At 63.7% G+C, this 16,049-nt stretch carries 13 protein-coding genes; 8 read left to right on the top strand and 5 right to left on the bottom strand.

Going from position 1 to position 16,049, the window contains the following annotated elements; genetic code table 11:
* Positions 1 to 38: 38 nt before the first annotated feature.
* Genes rsmA through IFT57_RS25520 form a run of 4 tightly spaced genes read right to left on the bottom strand, consistent with a single transcriptional unit; the run spans position 39 to position 5,887 of the window.
* A complete protein-coding gene (rsmA, locus tag IFT57_RS25535) occupies positions 39 to 845 on the bottom strand; it encodes a 16S rRNA (adenine(1518)-N(6)/adenine(1519)-N(6))-dimethyltransferase RsmA (RefSeq protein ID WP_122714937.1) in 807 nt (268 codons plus the stop codon).
* A complete protein-coding gene (gene pdxA, locus IFT57_RS25530; protein WP_192153090.1) occupies positions 845 to 1,831 on the bottom strand; it encodes a 4-hydroxythreonine-4-phosphate dehydrogenase PdxA in 987 nt (328 codons plus the stop codon). Before pdxA ends, rsmA begins: the two co-directional genes overlap by 1 nt.
* Positions 1,828 to 3,150, bottom strand: a complete 1,323-nt coding sequence (gene surA, locus IFT57_RS25525) for a peptidylprolyl isomerase SurA (protein ID WP_277305014.1) — start codon at positions 3,148 to 3,150, stop codon at positions 1,828 to 1,830. Before surA ends, pdxA begins: the two co-directional genes overlap by 4 nt.
* Positions 3,125 to 5,887, bottom strand: a complete 2,763-nt coding sequence (locus IFT57_RS25520; protein ID WP_185795327.1) for an LPS-assembly protein LptD — start codon at positions 5,885 to 5,887, stop codon at positions 3,125 to 3,127. The genes surA and IFT57_RS25520 overlap by 26 nt, the downstream gene beginning before the upstream one ends.
* A gap of 130 nt (positions 5,888 to 6,017) precedes the next feature.
* Here IFT57_RS25520 and IFT57_RS25515 point away from each other — a divergent pair, with 130 nt between their 5' ends.
* From IFT57_RS25515 to IFT57_RS25505, 3 genes are read left to right on the top strand one after another with little or no spacing between them, the layout of a single operon-like run.
* Positions 6,018 to 7,031, top strand: a complete 1,014-nt coding sequence (locus IFT57_RS25515) for an aminoglycoside phosphotransferase family protein (protein ID WP_192153089.1) — start codon at positions 6,018 to 6,020, stop codon at positions 7,029 to 7,031.
* The gene (murU, locus tag IFT57_RS25510) at positions 7,028 to 7,687 is read left to right on the top strand and encodes an N-acetylmuramate alpha-1-phosphate uridylyltransferase MurU (protein WP_192153088.1); all 660 of its coding nucleotides are present in this window, start codon (positions 7,028 to 7,030) and stop codon (positions 7,685 to 7,687) included. The genes IFT57_RS25515 and murU overlap by 4 nt, the downstream gene beginning before the upstream one ends.
* Position 7,688: 1 nt before the next feature.
* Positions 7,689 to 8,456: a DnaJ domain-containing protein gene (locus IFT57_RS25505; protein WP_122714942.1), complete on the top strand. Its 768-nt coding sequence runs from the start codon at positions 7,689 to 7,691 to the stop codon at positions 8,454 to 8,456.
* Positions 8,457 to 8,487: 31 nt separating this feature from the next.
* On the opposite strand, the gene IFT57_RS25500 is transcribed toward IFT57_RS25505, so the two are convergent.
* Positions 8,488 to 9,432 carry an alpha/beta hydrolase family protein gene (locus IFT57_RS25500; RefSeq protein ID WP_192153087.1) on the bottom strand — a complete coding sequence of 315 codons (945 nt, stop codon included), beginning with the start codon at positions 9,430 to 9,432 and terminating at the stop codon, positions 8,488 to 8,490.
* A 169-nt stretch (positions 9,433 to 9,601) separates the two neighbouring features.
* Between IFT57_RS25500 and IFT57_RS25495 the strand changes: the two genes are divergently transcribed.
* The 5 genes from IFT57_RS25495 (at position 9,602) to IFT57_RS25475 (ending at position 16,038) form a co-directional block, all read left to right on the top strand.
* On the top strand, positions 9,602 to 11,599 hold the full coding sequence (locus tag IFT57_RS25495) for a sensor histidine kinase (protein ID WP_192153086.1): 1,998 nt from the start codon (positions 9,602 to 9,604) through the stop codon (positions 11,597 to 11,599).
* Positions 11,600 to 11,634: 35 nt separating this feature from the next.
* Positions 11,635 to 12,264: a response regulator gene (locus IFT57_RS25490; RefSeq protein WP_122714945.1), complete on the top strand. Its 630-nt coding sequence runs from the start codon at positions 11,635 to 11,637 to the stop codon at positions 12,262 to 12,264.
* A 201-nt stretch (positions 12,265 to 12,465) separates the two neighbouring features.
* Positions 12,466 to 13,581 carry an ABC transporter ATP-binding protein gene (locus tag IFT57_RS25485; protein ID WP_192050874.1) on the top strand — a complete coding sequence of 372 codons (1,116 nt, stop codon included), beginning with the start codon at positions 12,466 to 12,468 and terminating at the stop codon, positions 13,579 to 13,581.
* Between the two features lie 96 nt (positions 13,582 to 13,677).
* A complete protein-coding gene (locus tag IFT57_RS25480; RefSeq protein WP_192153085.1) occupies positions 13,678 to 14,712 on the top strand; it encodes an ABC transporter substrate-binding protein in 1,035 nt (344 codons plus the stop codon).
* Between the two features lie 78 nt (positions 14,713 to 14,790).
* Positions 14,791 to 16,038 carry an ABC transporter permease gene (locus IFT57_RS25475; RefSeq protein ID WP_192153084.1) on the top strand — a complete coding sequence of 416 codons (1,248 nt, stop codon included), beginning with the start codon at positions 14,791 to 14,793 and terminating at the stop codon, positions 16,036 to 16,038.
* The last annotated feature ends 11 nt before the right edge of the window (positions 16,039 to 16,049 follow it).

Genomic DNA, 16,049 nt, shown 5'->3' with positions numbered 1-16,049 from the left:
GGTGGCCTGTGGACCAATCGCTTGGTCCACGTTAGAGGTCAGAGCGGGTCGCTTCGTTCGGCGAGTTGATCAGCCAGGCGCACGAAAGCCGCCAGGTCGAGCTGTTCGGGCCGCAGGCTGCCGTCGACGCCGGCCGCTTCGATCGCCTCGACGGGCAGCAGCGCCTTGAGCGTATTGCGCAGGGTCTTGCGCCGCTGGTTGAAGGCTTCGCGCACCACGCGCTCGAGCAGGCGGTGATCCTTCGCCGGGTGGGGCAGGGTGGTGTGGGGTACTAGCCGCACGATGGCCGAATCGACCTTGGGCGGCGGATTGAACGCGCCCGGTCCGACGTTGAACAGGTGCTCGACGCGGCAGTGGTACTGGACCATGATCGACAGCCGTCCCCAGTCGCCGCCGCCAGGGCCTGCTGCCATGCGTTCGACCACTTCCTTCTGCAGCATGAAATGCATGTCGCGGATCAGGTGGGCGTTGTGCAGCAAATGGAAGATCAGTGGCGTGGAGATGTTGTACGGCAAGTTACCGACCACGCGCAGGGTGCCAGGCTCGGCGCCCAGGCTGGTGAAGTCGAACTTCAATGCGTCGCCCTGGTGCAGGCGGAAATTGCCCTTGCCGGCGAACTGCTGGTTGAGGATCGGCACCAGGTCCTTGTCCAGTTCCACCACGTCCAGTTGCGCGCCGCTGCCCAGCAGGCCTTCGGTCAGGGCGCCCTGGCCCGGGCCGATTTCCAGCAGGTGCTCGCCGGGCTTGGCGTGGATGGAGCGCAGGATACGGTCGATCACGCCGGCGTCATGGAGAAAGTTCTGGCCGAAGCGCTTGCGCGCCCGGTGTTGGTATTGCTCGGTCATTAAAGTGTCTCGGCCATTCGATAGGCGGTGTCGAGGGCGACGCGCAGGCTGCCGGTATCGACCTTGCCGGTTCCGGCCAGGTCCAGGGCGGTGCCGTGGTCCACGGAGGTGCGAATGATCGGCAACCCCAGGGTCACGTTGACCGCGGCGCCAAAGCCTTTGTACTTGAGTACGGGCAGGCCCTGGTCGTGATACATCGCCAGCACCGCATCGCAATGCTGCAGGTATTTGGGAGTGAAGAGCGTATCGGCGGGCAGCGGCCCGCGCAGGTCCATGCCTTCGGCGCGCAGACGCTCCAGGGTAGGCTCGATGATGTCGATTTCCTCGCGGCCCAGGTGGCCGCTCTCGCCGGCATGCGGGTTCAGACCGCAGACCAGGATGCGCGGCCGGGCCAGGCCGAACTTGCCCTGCAGGTCGGCGTGCAGAATGCGCGTGACCCGCTCAAGGCGCTCGACGGTGATCGCATCGGCGACCTCGCGCAGGGGCAGGTGAGTGGTCACCAGTGCCACGCGCAGATCGCCGGTTGCGAGCATCATCACCACCTGTTCGGTAGCCGTGAGGTCGGCGAGGAATTCAGTGTGTCCGGAGAACGCGATGCCACCGTCGTTGATGACGCCCTTGTGCACCGGCGCGGTGATCATGCCCGCGAACAGCCCGTCGAGGCAGCCCTGCGCTGCACGCGTCAAGGTCTGCAGCACGAACGCGGCGTTGGCGGTATTCAACTGGCCGGTGAGCACGGGCGCGCCCAGGGGGGTGTTCCAAACGTAAAGGCTGCCCGCTGGCGCAGGCTGGTCGGGGAGGGCGTCGGCATCGACTTCCAGCACACTGACGGCCAGCCCCAGCTGCGCGGCCCGCTCGACGAGCAGGTCACGGCTGGTGATGGCGATCAGGGGGTGAGGCTGGGGTTGCGCGGCCAGCAGCAGGCACAGGTCTGGACCTATGCCCGCCGGCTCGCCGGGCGTCAACGCGAAACGCTTGGGGGTCACTGCGCAGCCTGGTCGGCGCCAGGCAGCTTGATTTCGACGTAGGCTTCGTCACGGATCTGGCGCATCCAGGTCTGCAGCTCTTCGTCATACTTGCGATTGCGCAACACGGTCATTGCCTGCTGGTCGCGGGCCTGTTCGGTGTTGTCGGTCGCACGGCGCCCCAGCACCTGCAGCACGTGCCAGCCGAACTGGGTCTGGAACGGACGCGAGACCGTTTCCACCGGCGTCGACGCCATGGTTTCGCGGAACTCGGGCACCAGCGACTGGGGGTTGACCCAGTTCAGGTCGCCGCCGTTGAGCGCCGAACCCGGATCTTCCGAGAAATTCTTCGCCAGGGTGGCGAAGTCCTCGCCGTTTTCGATGCGCTCGTACAGCTTGCGTGCCAGTTCTTCGGTCTGGGCCGGGCTGCGGATCTCGCTCGGCTTGAGCAGGATGTGACGTACGTGCACTTCGTCCACGGTCTGGGTGGCGCCACCGCGCTTGTCCAGCACCTTGAGGATGATAAAGCCCACGGGCGTGCGCACCGGCTGGGTGACATCGCCGACCGGCATGCTGCTGAGCATGCGGTCGAACGGTGCCGGCAGCTGAGCGGGCTTGCGCCAGCCCATGTCGCCGCCTTCCAGGGCGTTCTCGCTCGACGAGCTGGCAATCGCCAACTTGTTGAAGTCGGCACCCTGCTTGAGCTGGCGATAGATGTCCTCGGCCTTGCTCGCCGCTGCCTGGATAGCCGCCGAGCTGGCGCTTTCCGGGACCTGGATCTGGATGTTGGCCAGGTGCAGTTCTTCGGACAGCTGCATCTTGCCCAGGTCCGAGGCAAGGAAGTTCTTCACTTCCTGCTCGGATACCTGAATGCGCTCGGCCACGCGACGCTGGCGTACGCGGCTGATGATCATCTCGCGCTTCACCTGCTCGCGCGCATCGTCATACGACAGGCCGTCATGCGCCAGTGCGGCACGGAACTGCTCGGTCGACATGTTGTTGCGCTGGGCGATGGTGGCGATGGCGCCGTTCAGTTCTTCGTCGGTAATGCGAATGCCGGAACGCTCGCCGATCTGCAGCTGCAGATTCTCGACGATCAGGCGTTCCAGCACCTGCTGTTGCAGGACGCTCGCCGCAGGTACGCCACCGCCACGCTTGGCGATGGTTTGCTGCACTTCCTTGACGCGCTGGTCGAGCTGGCTTTGCATGACCACGTCGTTGTCGACGATGGCCACGACACGGTCCAGCTGTTGCACCGCGGCGTGCGCCGTGGTGCCCAGCAGCATGGCGCCCAGCACGACTGGGCGCAGCAGATCACATAGCTTGGTCTTCACGTTCACGATAACCTTGAATGCCCTTGTCGAGGAAACCCTCGACCTTATTGCCTACCACGCCACCAAGGCCCTTCAGCACGATTTGCAGGAAGATGCCGTGGTCGCCTTTTTCGTTCTGCGGGGCGGCCTGGCTGTATTCGTCGTAGTCAACCCAATAGCGGTTGATCAGACGCATCTTCCAGCAGCAGTTGTCGTATTCGAAACCACCAAAGGCTTCCAGCGTGCGATTGCGGTTGTAGTCGAACTGCCAGCGGCTGATGACGCTCCACTGCGGCACGATCGGCCACATGACCGAGAAGTCATGCTGCTGGATCTTGTAGTAGTCCTTCACGTAGTTCGGATCGCCCGGCTGGCCGTAGTCGCCACCGAAGGTCCAGCGACCGGTCGCCGAATCGTAGTGCACGGTGTCGTCGCGGTAGCGATAGCCCAGGTTGACCACCTTGTTCGGGTTGTCTTCAGGCTGGTAGTGGAACATCGCGCTGCCCGAACGGGTGCTGCGGCTGTCCGGATCCCAGTTGAAGTCCGAGCTGAAGCGCCAGTCGCGGTTGAAGCGATATTCGTATTCCAGGGCGTACGGCGAAACGTTGGCCTGAGCATCGTCGCGCGTCTTGAAATCGACGCCCGGCAGCTGCACTTCACGATCCTTGAAGTACACGGCCTGGCCGACGGCCACGCGCTGACGCTCGAAACCGTTCTCCTCGATCCAGCGGCTGGTCACGCCCAGCGACAGCTTGTTCTCGTCGCCCACGCGGTCGGAACCGGTGAAGCGGTTTTCGCGGAACAGCGAACCATAGCTGAAGGTGGTTTCCGACGTGTCGAACACTGGAATGTCGGTCTGGTCTTCCTCGGGAACATAGAGGTAGAACAGGCGCGGTTCCAGGGTCTGGCGGAAGTTGGTGCCGAACATCTGGGTGTCGCGGTCGAAGTACAGGCCGCTGTCGATGCTGGCGATCGGTACGCCGCGGTTCTGCGAACTGCTGAAACGCTCGTCGGCCAGCAGGCTGTTCTTGCCCTGGCTGTCCAGATCCAGATCGTACTGGGTGTACATGTACTTGAGCGACGGACGCACGAAGCCCCAGTTCCAGTTCAGCGGCAGCGACACGCCCGGTTCCAGGTTCAGGCGGTTGCCGTTGGCACGCGCCAGGCCTGTCACGTTGTTGTCGATGCGGCGCTCGCCGAAACCGTCTTCGTTGATGAAGGTGCCAGTGCGCAGATCACGCTCGAAACGCACGATCTCGCTGTTGTAGGTGAAGTCCAGACCGCCCGGATGGTAAGGCAGCGCACCGTTGAAGGTGATCTGCGGCATGCGGTTGTACGGGGTGATGTCGGCCACGGTCGCCAGCTTGTACGCCTGGGCGTTCAAGCGCGCAGTGTAGTTGTCGCCGCGATAGGTCAGGGCACCCTGCTGGTTGATCCAGTCGGTGCGCTCGACGCCGATCTGGTCCGACTGCAGGTCCTGGAAGTAGTACGGATCGCTGATGTCGGTGTAGTCGACTTCAGTGGTCAGGCGCGAGTCCAGACCGCCCTTGTGCTGCCAGTTGACCATCCAGCGCGTCTTGTCGTAGTCGGACTGCTGGCTGCGATCGTCGTTTTCGTCGTTCAGGTACGCGCCGCCGAACTGGCCTTCGCTGGTCTTGGTCAGGTAGCGGAATTCGCCTTCCATCATCAAGCCACGCTTGGCCATATAGCGCGGGTACAACGTGGCGTCGTAGTTCGGTGCGAGGTTGAAATAGTACGGGGCAACCAGGGTGAAGCCGCTGTCGCTGTCGCTGGCGAAGGACGGTGGCAGGAAGCCGGACTGGCGACGGTCGTCGATCGGGAAGTAGATATACGGCGTGTACAGCACCGGAATATCCTTCACGCGAAGGGTGACGTTGGTCGCGGTGCCAAAGCCGGTGGCCGGGTTCAGCGTGATGTTGTTGCCCTTGAGCTGCCAGGCGTTGCTGTCCGGCTCGCAGGTGGTATAGGTACCGTCCTTGAGGCGGATGATGGCGTTCTCGGCGCGCTTGGCGTACAGCGCATTGCCGCGGATGCGCGACTTGTGCAGCACGTATTCGGCGTTGTCGACCTGGGCTTCACCGGTATCGAGCTGGATCTGGGCGTGGTCGCCCACAACCAGCGCGCCGTTGTCGCGCAGCTTGACGTTGCCGTTGAGCTCGCCGCGGTTCTCGGCCTGGTGCAGGCTGGCCTCGTCGGCCTCGATCTGCATGCTGCCCTGGCGCATCACGACGTCACCGGCCAGCGAGGCGATCTGCTCCTCGGTCTGGTAGCGCGAAGCCTTGGCGCCGATGAAGGTCGGCGCCTCGCTCTTCGGCGTGTTGTCGTTCATGCCCGGACGCACCGGCTCGATGTACGCACCGGAGCAGTACGGCCCGGTCTCGGCCAGTTGGGCGGCGGTCAGCTTGCTGCGCGGCACCCAGTCGAGATGGCTGTAGTCGGGGCTGCGCGAGCTCAGGCCACGGCCCTTGCTCTGCGTGACCGCAACCGGCCCGACGGTTTTCTCTTCGCGTGAAGAGGCACCGCTGCCGCCGCTCGCCACTGCCGCGCCGTCGTGCACGGGGCGCGGCGGCAACTGCGCGGCGTTGGCTTTGGGGTTGCAGTCCCAGGCACCAGCAGCGGAGACTTGGCAGTCGAATTGCTCTGCAGCAAAAACGAACGGGGTGGCCATGGGTTGCATCACCAGCAAACCGCCAGTGACCAGCAACGGAAATTTTTTACGAAACGCGGGGGATTTCAATGCCATCTTATTAGTCCGGGCTTCCTGCGTGCCATCTTGCCCGCGGGGGGGCCGCACGCCTCTCGATGGTCTGAAAAAGATGCTGGATAATAAAGCATGACCCGCTTGACGGCTAGCGCCGTCGGAGACCCTTGCAATGCCTGATCAAGATGTACGCCTGCAACACCTCAAAACATGGCTCGACGAGCAGCTGGAGAAGCTCTTCCAGGCTCGCCAATGGGGCGCCGTACCCCCGGCCACGTTGACCGCGGCCAGTAGCGATGCAAGTTTTCGCCGATACTTTCGCTGGCAGGGCCAGGGTCGCAGTTTTATCGTCATGGATGCGCCGCCGCCCCAGGAAAACTGTGCGCCGTTCGTGAAAATCGACGAACTGCTGGCGAGCGCTGGCCTCAATGTGCCGCAGATTCATGCACAGGACCTCGAACGCGGCTTCCTGTTGTTGAGCGATCTGGGTCATCAGACCTACCTGGACGTGATCGATGCGGACAACGCCGACGCGCTGTTTGCCGATGCCATCGACGCGCTGCTGGCACTGCAGAAACTGCCGGCCAGCGGTGACCTGCCCAGCTACGACGTGGCCCTGTTGCAGCGCGAGCTCGAGCTGTTTCCGCAATGGTATGTCGGCAAGGCTTTGGGCAAGCAGCTCGACGCCGAGCAATCGGCCGCCTGGCAACGGGTATGCACGCGGCTGATCGACAGCGCCCTGGCGCAGCCCAAGGTGCTGGTGCATCGCGACTACATGCCGCGCAACCTCATGCGCAGCGAGCCCAATCCAGGTGTGCTGGACTTTCAGGATGCGGTCTACGGCCCGGTTACCTACGACATCACCTGCCTGTTCAAGGACGCCTTCCTCAGTTGGCCCGAGGTGCGCGTGCAGGGGTGGCTGCAGCGCTACTGGGAACAGGCGGGCGAGCAAGGCGTGCCGGTGCAACTGGACTTCGCCGAGTTCTGCCGTGCCAGCGATCTGATGGGCGTGCAGCGTCATCTGAAAGTGATCGGCATTTTTGCCCGTATCTGCCATCGTGATGGCAAACCCCGTTACCTGGCCGACGCACCCCGTTTCTTCTCTTATATAGAGACGGTACTGGCGCGGCGCCCCGAGCTGGCTGAACTGGGTCAATTGTTCAAGAGCCTTGGAGTGTCCTCATGAAAGCCATGATCCTGGCGGCAGGCAAAGGCGAGCGCATGCGCCCGCTGACCCTGACCACGCCCAAGCCGTTGCTGGCCGCCGGCGGCAAGCGGTTGATCGAGTATCACCTGCTGGCCCTGGCCCGGGCCGGCTTTGCCGAGGTGGTGATCAATCACGCCTGGCTGGGCCAGCAAATCGAAGACTACCTGGGCGACGGTGCTCGCTACGGGGTGGCCATCGAGTATTCCCGCGAAACCGAGCCACTGGAAACCGGCGGTGGCATTCGCCATGCGTTGCCATTGCTCGGCGATGCACCGTTCGTGGTGGTCAACGGCGACATCTGGACCGACTACGATTTCAGTCGGTTGCGCGGTCCGTTGGCTGGCCACGCGCATCTGGTGCTGGTCGATAACCCGGTCCACCATCTCGAAGGCGACTTCAGCCTGGTCGAAGGCCAGGTGCGCGATCAGCCTGGCCTGACCTACAGCGGCATCGCCGTGCTCCACCCCGATCTGTTCGACGGCCATGGCGAGCCAGCCTTCAAGCTCGCGCCGCTGCTGCGCCGCGCAATGGACGTGGGGCAGGTCACCGGCGAGCATTACCAAGGCCAGTGGATCGACGTCGGCACTGCGCAACGCCTGACCGAACTCGACCGCCTGCTGGCCGAGCGAGGTTGATATGTTGTGGCCCGGAACGGTAGTCGGCGCGGCGGCAGGTTATGCCCTCGCCAGCATTCCAGGGGCGCTGCTGGGCATAGTGCTCGGTCAGGCGCTGGATCGACACCTCAGGTTGCAGACCTGGAGTGAATTGGTAGATAGGCTCAAGGGCAAATCGGTGCTGCGTGACGAGCAGTTGCTGTTCGTCCTGCTGGGCCGGGTGGCCAAGGCCGAAGGCCAGGTGCTGGCGGTGCATATCCAGCAGGCGCGGCGGGAGATGCGCTCTTTGAATCTCAACGAGCAGGCGCGAAAACGGGCCATCGTTGCGTTCAATCGCGGCAAGACGGGAGGCGATCAGTTGCGCAGTCACCTGTTGCGCCTCAAGCACCAACCCAACTCCGCCGAGGGGATGCTGCGTGCCTGCTGGCGGATGGTCTGGGCCGATGGCCAGGCCGGTACCGCCGAGCGCGAACTGGTAGTCAGCTGGGGCAAATGGCTGGGCTGGTCCTCGGCACGTGTGCAGGGGCTGGGTCAGGATTACGAGCCGCGCCACAGGCCGGTGACCAAGCGAGGCGGCGCCTTCGAAGAAGCACTGCGCCTGCTGGGGGTTTCCTCGACCACCGAGCCTGACCAGATCAAGCGTGCGTATCGGCGTCTGCTCAGCCGCCACCATCCCGACAAGTTGGTGGGCGGGGGCGCCACACCGGCGCAGATTCGCGAGGCAACCGACCGTACGCGCGAACTGCACAACGCCTACAGCCTGATCCGCGAGCGCCTGGACCTGCGCTGATGCGCAGGCGTGGCATCAACCGCGCAGTTGCTTACTGCGCATTCAAGGCACCCTTGACCCGCCGGAACAGCTGCTCGGCCTGCGCGGCCTTGTCCGGCAGCGACTTGAGCGAAACCTGCGAGTACACCGCACCTTTCTGCCGCTTGCTGGCCTGCAAACGCCGTTGCGCGGCGTCAGCCGCTGCTTGACGATCGCTGTAGAAGACATCCGTGGTGGCCACCTTGAGCAGCGCGGCCAGTTCGTCGATCTGCTGCGGCGCATTGTCCGGTGTGCGGGTATCCACCAACACCAGCTTCTGCACGTGCGCCGGCTGCCGTTCGGCCATGTAGCGGGTCGCCCAGTAAGCGCCGCTGCCATGCCCCAACAGCACGATCCTGCGTGAGTTGTGTTGCTGGGCGAAAGCGATACCGGCTTCGATGCGGGCAAAGATCCGCTCGGCATCTACCTGCATCGGGTCTTGCAGCTGCACCTCGGTGCTGGCCGTGTCGGCGTCCTGAGCCGTGGCTTTTTCCACCCCGGCGCCAGCGTCCGGTGGCGTCGCCTGGGTGTCGGTGGTCACCGGCAATGGCGGTTTCTCGTTTGGCCTGGCCGAAGGCATCTGGCTGACCAGGTCCGGCAGGCTCAGGCTCAGGGTGTTGAACGCCGCATCCGGCAACTTGCGCCGCAACGGCCCCACGCCCTGTGGCCAGTCCGCCGTTTCCCCGGCCCCTGGCACGATGATCACCGTACCCTGCGCATCGGCGCTATTGGCCGGACGCCACAACGACAGGAACTCGTCGCTGCCGGCCTGCAATTGTTGCTGCTCGCTGGCCGGCAACTGACGTTCCAAGGCCTGCGCATCCTCGACACTGCGCTCCGCCAGGGGCTGGCGGACTTCGGTCGCCTCCTTGGCTGGCGCGACTTCTTCTGCCGCAGCAACACCGTGCAGGGGTACCAGCAATGCCAGGCAGACGGCTCTCAACTGAACAACTTTCATCGGTACTTCCCGCCCAAATGAATGACTCGCTTGTTCGATACCGGGCCGAGTGCACGCTGCCACCAATGCAATCTGACAGGCGCTCCTTTTCTCGCGGATAATCCCGACACCGGTCGATATTCAAAGCCTATAGCTTAGTGCCATCCACGCAAAGGTCGTTCATACCGATATGTACCCACTGCTGCGTCGCCTTTCACTGCTGGGCGGGTTGTGCCTGCCGTTGCTCGTCCTTGGCGCCGCCGCCGTGCCCGCCCAGAAGCTGCCGCTGGACGCTGCGCAGAACCAGTGGCTGGATGAGCATCGCACCTTGCGTGTCGGGCTGGTACTGCAGCAGCCCTATGCGCAACTGGACCGTCGCCTGGGCCAGTTGTCCGGGGTCAACGTCGACTTGATGAACTGGCTGGCCAAGGCCATGCAGGTGGAGCTGATCTGGCGCAACTACACCGACCAGCCGGCCTTGGAGCAGGGCCTGCGAGCAGGCGAGGTGGACCTGGCGCCCGGTCTTGCGCAAACCCCTGCCGGGTTGAAACTGTGGCAGTTTTCCGATCCCTACCTGCGCGTGCCGCAGTTGTTGGTAGGCGAGCGCAATGGCGAAGTCGCCATCGATCTCGAGACGCTTTCGGCCAATGACCGGGTCGCCGTGCGCATGCCAGGGGCGGTTGCCGACTATTTGCGCAACACCTACAGCCACCTCAATCTGCAAGGTGTGCCGCTGGAACGGCAGGCCCTGCAATTACTGCTTAGCCAGCAGGCACGTTATGCGGTGGTGGACGAGGCGCAGTTGGGCCGGCTGTCCCGCGAGGCCGAGTTCGACGAGCTGGTGGTGGTCGGCGACATAGGTTATCCACAGTTGCTGCGCGTGGCGACGCGGCGCGACTGGCCGCAGTTGGCGCATATCGTCACCGTGGCCTTGGAGTCCCTGCCCGCCAGGGACCTGGAGCGGCTGCACGAGCGGTGGTTGCAGCCACAGTACCCGCGCCTGAGCGAATCCCGAGGGTTCTGGCAGAACCTGTGCCTGCTGCTGGTGCTGATCGCCGTGGCCATCATCGCCCTGCTGGTCTGGCAGCGCCGCCAGGTCCACGCGCTGGAACGGCAACTGCTGGCGGCTCGGGAAGACATTGCCCTGCGCGCGGCGAGCGAGGAAGCCCTGCGGGTCAACCAGTTCTCCATCGAACAGAGCACGGTCGGCATACTGTGGGTGAACTGGGACAGCCATGTGCGCTACGCTAACCGCGCTGCCGAGCGCATGCTCGGCTACGACACCGGCGCGGTGGTGGACAAGCCCCTGGCCGACTTCGAGCCGGGCCTGAGCATGGACCGCTGGCTGAACCTGTGGCGGCTGGCCCGGGCCAGCGAACACACAGCGCAAACCTTCGAAACCCACTGCGTGCGCGCCGACGGCAGCGTCCTGCCCACCGATGTCTCGCTGAGCTTCCTGCGCTTTCGCGAAGCCGAGTACCTGGTGGTCTACCTCACTGATGTGACCGAGCGGCGTCGGGCGCTGGCTGCCCTGCAACACAGCGAGGCGCAACTGCGCGAGCTGTCGGCGCACCTGGAAACCGTGCGCGAGGAAGAAAAGGCGCGCATTGCCCGAGAAGTGCACGACGAACTGGGGCAGATCCTCACGGTACTGAAACTGGAAACCTCGATGTGCGAGCTGGCCTACGCCGACCTCGATAGCGGGCTCCAGGAACGCCTCAACAGCATGAAGCGCTTGATCGCCCAGTTGTTCCAGCAGGTGCGCGACGTGGCCACCGCCTTGCGCCCGCCGATACTGGATGCCGGTATTGCCTCGGCCATCGAGTGGCAGGCGCACCGCTTCGAGGAGCGTACCCAGATTCCCTGCCTGGTCAGCGTTCCGGAACAGTTGCCGCCCCTGGACGACGCCAAGGCGGTGGGCCTTTTTCGCCTTCTGCAAGAGGCGCTGACCAATGTCATTCGCCACGCCCAGGCGCATACTGTGCAAATCGAGCTCAGCCAGGAAGGCAATGACTTGCGTCTGTCGATCACCGACGATGGCTGCGGCTTCGAACCCGCTCAAGTAGGCTCGCTGTCGTTTGGCCTAGTAGGTATGCGCGAGCGCGTACTGATGCTCGGTGGCCGGCTCGAACTGAGCAGCCAGCTGGGGGAGGGCACTGCCCTGACCGTCACCGTGCCGTTGAACTGAGCGCACCGTTGAATTGATTGCTGGAGGGTGACCCGTTGATCCGAGTGCTGGTGGCCGAAGACCACACCATCGTGCGTGAAGGAATCAAGCAATTGATTGCTCTGGCCAAGGACCTGGTGGTCGCAGGGGAGGCGGGCAATGGCGAGCAGTTGCTCGAGATCTTGCGCATCACCCCTTGCGACGTGGTCCTGCTGGACATCTCCATGCCGGGCGTCAATGGCCTGGAGGCCATTCCACGGATCCGCGCGCTGCCCCATCCGCCGGCTATTCTAGTGTTGTCCATGCACGACGAGGCACAGATGGCCGCGCGTGCATTGAAAGTCGGCGCGGCCGGTTACGCCACCAAGGACAGCGACCCGGCGCTGCTGCTGACCGCTATCCGTCGAGTCGCCGCGGGCGGGCGCTACATCGACCCGGCCCTGGCCGATCGCATGGTCTTCGAGGTTGGGCTCACCGATGCCCGGCCGCGGCATGCCCTGCTGTCGGAGCGCGAGTTCTCGGTGTTCGAACGCCTGGCTCGCGGCGCCAATGTCAATGACATCGCCCAGCAGCTGGCCCTGAGCAGCAAAACCATCAGCACCCACAAGGCGCGCCTGATGCACAAGCTCAATGTGGCGTCGCTGGCCGAGCTGGTGAAGTACGCGATGGAGCACAAGCTGGTCTGAAAACGACAGTGGCGCCCAGGGTTCTGCCAAGCAGCCGCTCTGGCACTTCTCGCCCATGCTCAGGGGCGACATGCCTGTAGGGCAATCCTTACCCCGAATCTTCCAACTACCCCATGGCAATCTCTCCCAGCCCCCGATTTGCAAGGGTTACGGCCTTCTCTAGGCTTGATCCCACGGCAGTCATTCAACAAAGGTGTGGGTATGAGCGAGGCAAGCGCAAGTACGGACGAGATACTGGTCAGCTTCCGTGGCGTGCAGAAAAGCTATGACGGTGAAAACCTCATCGTCAAGGATCTCAACCTGGACATCCGCAAGGGCGAGTTCCTTACGCTGCTCGGCCCCTCCGGCTCCGGCAAGACCACCAGCCTGATGATGCTGGCAGGCTTCGAAACCCCCACGGCGGGGGAAATCCAGCTGTCCGGACGCTCGATCAACCACGTGCCGCCGCACAAGCGTGACATCGGCATGGTGTTCCAGAACTACGCCCTGTTTCCGCACATGACCGTGGCGGAAAACCTGGCCTTTCCCCTGTCCGTGCGCGGCCTGAGCAAGACCGACATCAGCGAGCGGGTCAAGCGGGTGCTCGGCATGGTCCAGCTCGACGCCTTTGCCCACCGCTATCCGGCGCAACTGTCCGGCGGGCAGCAACAGCGTGTGGCCCTGGCCCGCGCCCTGGTCTTCGAACCGCAGCTGGTGCTCATGGACGAACCGCTGGGTGCCCTGGACAAACAGCTGCGCGAACACATGCAGATGGAGATCAAGCACCTGCACCAGCGCCTGGGCGTCACCGTGGTGTACGTGACCCACGATCAGGGCGAGGCGCTGACCATGTCCGACCGCGTGGCCGTGTTCCATCAGGGCGAGATCCAGCAGATCGCCCCACCCCGCGCCCTCTACGAGGAGCCAAAGAACACCTTCGTTGCCAACTTCATCGGCGAAAACAACCGTATCAACGGGCGTCTGCTCAGCCGCGAAGGCGAGCGCTGCGTCGTCGAGCTGCCGCGGGGTGAAAAAATCGAGGCGCTGGCGATCAATGTCGGCCAGATAGGGGCGCCGGTGACCCTGTCGATTCGTCCCGAACGGGTTCGCCTGAATGGCCACAGCGGCGAGTGCATCAACCGCTTCTCGGGGCGAGTCGCCGAATTCATCTACCTGGGCGACCACGTACGTGTGCGCCTGGAGGTGTGCGGCAAGACTGATTTCTTCGTCAAGCAGCCCATCGCCCAGCTCGACCCGGCATTGGCCGTGGGCGACGTGGTGCCCTTGGGCTGGCCCCTGGAACACGCCCGCGCGCTGGACCCACTGTTGGATCAGTGAGGGTTTCACCGCTGAAATCGCTGCAACCGTACCAAAACGATCAGAGGCGAACCATCGCCCCGCGCTTGACCCACCTGCACTTGGAGAGACGATTAAATGCTCAAGCACTTGAAATTGACCGGGCTGACGCTCGGCCTGTTCTGGGCCGGCCAGGCGTTGGCCGCTACCGACCTGACCGTGGTGTCTTTCGGCGGGGCCAACAAGGCCGCGCAGGTCAAGGCGTTCTACGAACCGTGGGAAAAGGCCGGCTCCGGCAAGATCGTCGCCGGTGAGTACAACGGCGAAATGGCCAAGGTCAAGGCCATGGTCGATACCAAGAGCGTGTCCTGGGACCTGGTGGAAGTGGAGTCGCCCGAGCTGTCCCGCGGCTGTGACGAAGGCATGTTCGAAGAACTCGATCCGGCGCTGTTCGGCAAGCCGGAAGACTTCGTCAAGGGTGCCGTCCAGACCTGCGGTGTAGGTTTCTTCGTCTGGTCCACGGTGCTGGCCTACAACGCCGACAAGCTCAAGACTGCGCCCACTGGCTGGACCGATTTCTGGAACACCAAGGAATTTCCCGGCAAGCGTGGCTTGCGCAAGGGTGCCAAATACACCCTGGAATTCGCCCTGATGGCCGACGGCGTGGCGCCCAAGGACGTGTATTCGGTGCTCGCCACAAAGGCCGGCCAGGACCGCGCCTTCAAGAAACTCGATGAACTCAAGCCCAGCATCCAGTGGTGGGAAGCCGGTGCCCAGCCGCCACAGTACCTGGCCTCCGGCGACGTGGTCATGAGCTCGGCCTACAACGGGCGCATCGCTGCCGTGCAGAAGGAGAGCAACCTGAAAGTGGTCTGGAACGGTGGCATCTATGACTTCGACGCCTGGGCCATTCCCAAGGGTGCGAAGAATGTCGAGGCCGCCAAGAAATTCATCGCCTGGTCGGTCGCGCCGCAGCAGCAGAAAACCTACTCGGAAAACATCGCCTACGGCCCTGCCAATACCCAGGCCGTGCCACTGCTGAACAAGGACATTCTCAAGGACATGCCGACCACGCCGGAAAACATCGTCAATCAGGTGCAGATCGACGTGAGCTTCTGGGCCGACAACGGCGAGCAACTGGAACAGCGCTTCAATGCCTGGGCTGCCAAGTAACACGCGTCGCGGCAACGCTGTCATGGGCGCGCCTGCCGGGCGCGCCTTTTTAGACCTGAATGATTCGCGGAGTTGACCATGGCCGTCGCAGTGCCTCTCAAACCGGACGCCAGCCTCACCTTGAAACAGCGCCTGTCCCGGGCCGAACGACTCAACCGCTGGAAAGCCCAGGCGTTGATTGCGCCGCTGGTGTTGTTCCTGCTGCTGGTGTTCCTGGTGCCCATCGCCGCGCTCTTGTACAAAAGCGTCGGCAACCCCGAAGTGGTCGAAGGCATGCCGCGCACCGTGGCGGCCGTGACCGCGTGGGACGGCAAGGGCCTGCCCGACGAACCGGTGTACCGGTCACTGGCCGAGGACCTCGCCGAATCGCGCAAGAATCAAAGCCTGGGCGATCTGTCCAAGCGTCTGAACATGGAGCTGGCCGGCTACCGCAGCCTGCTGGCGAAAACCGCTCGTGCCCTGCCGTTCAAGACCGAACCGGCCTCCTACAAAGAGGCGCTGCAGGCACTCGACGAGCGCTGGGGTGACCCGGCCTACTGGCAGGCGATCCGCCGCAACACCAGCGCCATCACGCCGTTCTACCTGCTGGCGGCGGTCGATCACCGCATCGACGATCTTGGCGAAGTCGCCCCCGCCACGCCGGACCAGGCGATCTACCTGGACATCTTCGCCCGCACGTTCTGGATGGGGCTGGTAATCACCGCCATCTGCCTGGCGCTGGCCTATCCCTTGGCCTATCTGCTGGCCAACCTGCCGACCCGGCAGAGCAACCTGCTGATGATCCTGGTGCTGCTGCCGTTCTGGACGTCCATCCTGGTGCGTGTCGCCGCGTGGATCGTGCTGCTGCAATCGGGCGGCCTGATCAACAGCGCGCTGATGGCCATGGGCATCATCGATAAACCGCTGGAGCTGGTGTTCAACCGCGCCGGGGTCTATATCTCCATGGTGCACATCCTCCTGCCGTTCATGATCCTGCCCATCTACAGCGTGATGAAAGGCATTTCGCCTACCTACATGCGTGCGGCAATTTCCCTGGGTTGTCATCCGTTCGCCAGCTTTTGGCGGGTGTACTTCCCGCAGACCTACGCCGGGGTTGGCGCAGGCTGCCTGCTGGTGTTCATTCTGGCCATCGGCTACTACATCACGCCGGCGCTGCTGGGCAGCCCCAACGACCAGATGGTCAGCTATTTCGTGGCTTTCTACACCAACACCAGCATCAACTGGGGAATGGCAACCGCGCTGGGCGGCCTGCTGCTTCTGGCCACCGTGGTGTTGTACTTGATCTATAGCTGGCTGGTCGGCGCCAGCCGCCTGCGTCTGAGCTGAGGAACACTGTC

Source organism: Pseudomonas sp. CFBP 13719 (assembly GCF_014842095.1).
Classification (GTDB): domain Bacteria; phylum Pseudomonadota; class Gammaproteobacteria; order Pseudomonadales; family Pseudomonadaceae; genus Aquipseudomonas.
This window is presented reverse-complemented; position numbering and strand designations above follow the sequence as displayed.

What these genes read in the sequence shown, in the direction of transcription:
- rsmA (WP_122714937.1), bottom strand. Translation starts at nt 845, where the DNA reads ATGACCGAGCAATACCAACACCGGGCGCGCAAGCGCTTCGGCCAGAAC.
- IFT57_RS25520 (WP_185795327.1), bottom strand. Translation starts at nt 5,887, where the DNA reads ATGGCATTGAAATCCCCCGCGTTTCGTAAAAAATTTCCGTTGCTGGTC.
- IFT57_RS25515 (WP_192153089.1), top strand. Translation starts at nt 6,018, where the DNA reads ATGCCTGATCAAGATGTACGCCTGCAACACCTCAAAACATGGCTCGAC.
- murU (WP_192153088.1), top strand. Translation starts at nt 7,028, where the DNA reads ATGAAAGCCATGATCCTGGCGGCAGGCAAAGGCGAGCGCATGCGCCCG.
- IFT57_RS25505 (WP_122714942.1), top strand. Translation starts at nt 7,689, where the DNA reads ATGTTGTGGCCCGGAACGGTAGTCGGCGCGGCGGCAGGTTATGCCCTC.
- IFT57_RS25500 (WP_192153087.1), bottom strand. Translation starts at nt 9,432, where the DNA reads ATGAAAGTTGTTCAGTTGAGAGCCGTCTGCCTGGCATTGCTGGTACCC.
- IFT57_RS25495 (WP_192153086.1), top strand. Translation starts at nt 9,602, where the DNA reads ATGTACCCACTGCTGCGTCGCCTTTCACTGCTGGGCGGGTTGTGCCTG.
- IFT57_RS25485 (WP_192050874.1), top strand. Translation starts at nt 12,466, where the DNA reads ATGAGCGAGGCAAGCGCAAGTACGGACGAGATACTGGTCAGCTTCCGT.
- IFT57_RS25480 (WP_192153085.1), top strand. Translation starts at nt 13,678, where the DNA reads ATGCTCAAGCACTTGAAATTGACCGGGCTGACGCTCGGCCTGTTCTGG.
- IFT57_RS25475 (WP_192153084.1), top strand. Translation starts at nt 14,791, where the DNA reads ATGGCCGTCGCAGTGCCTCTCAAACCGGACGCCAGCCTCACCTTGAAA.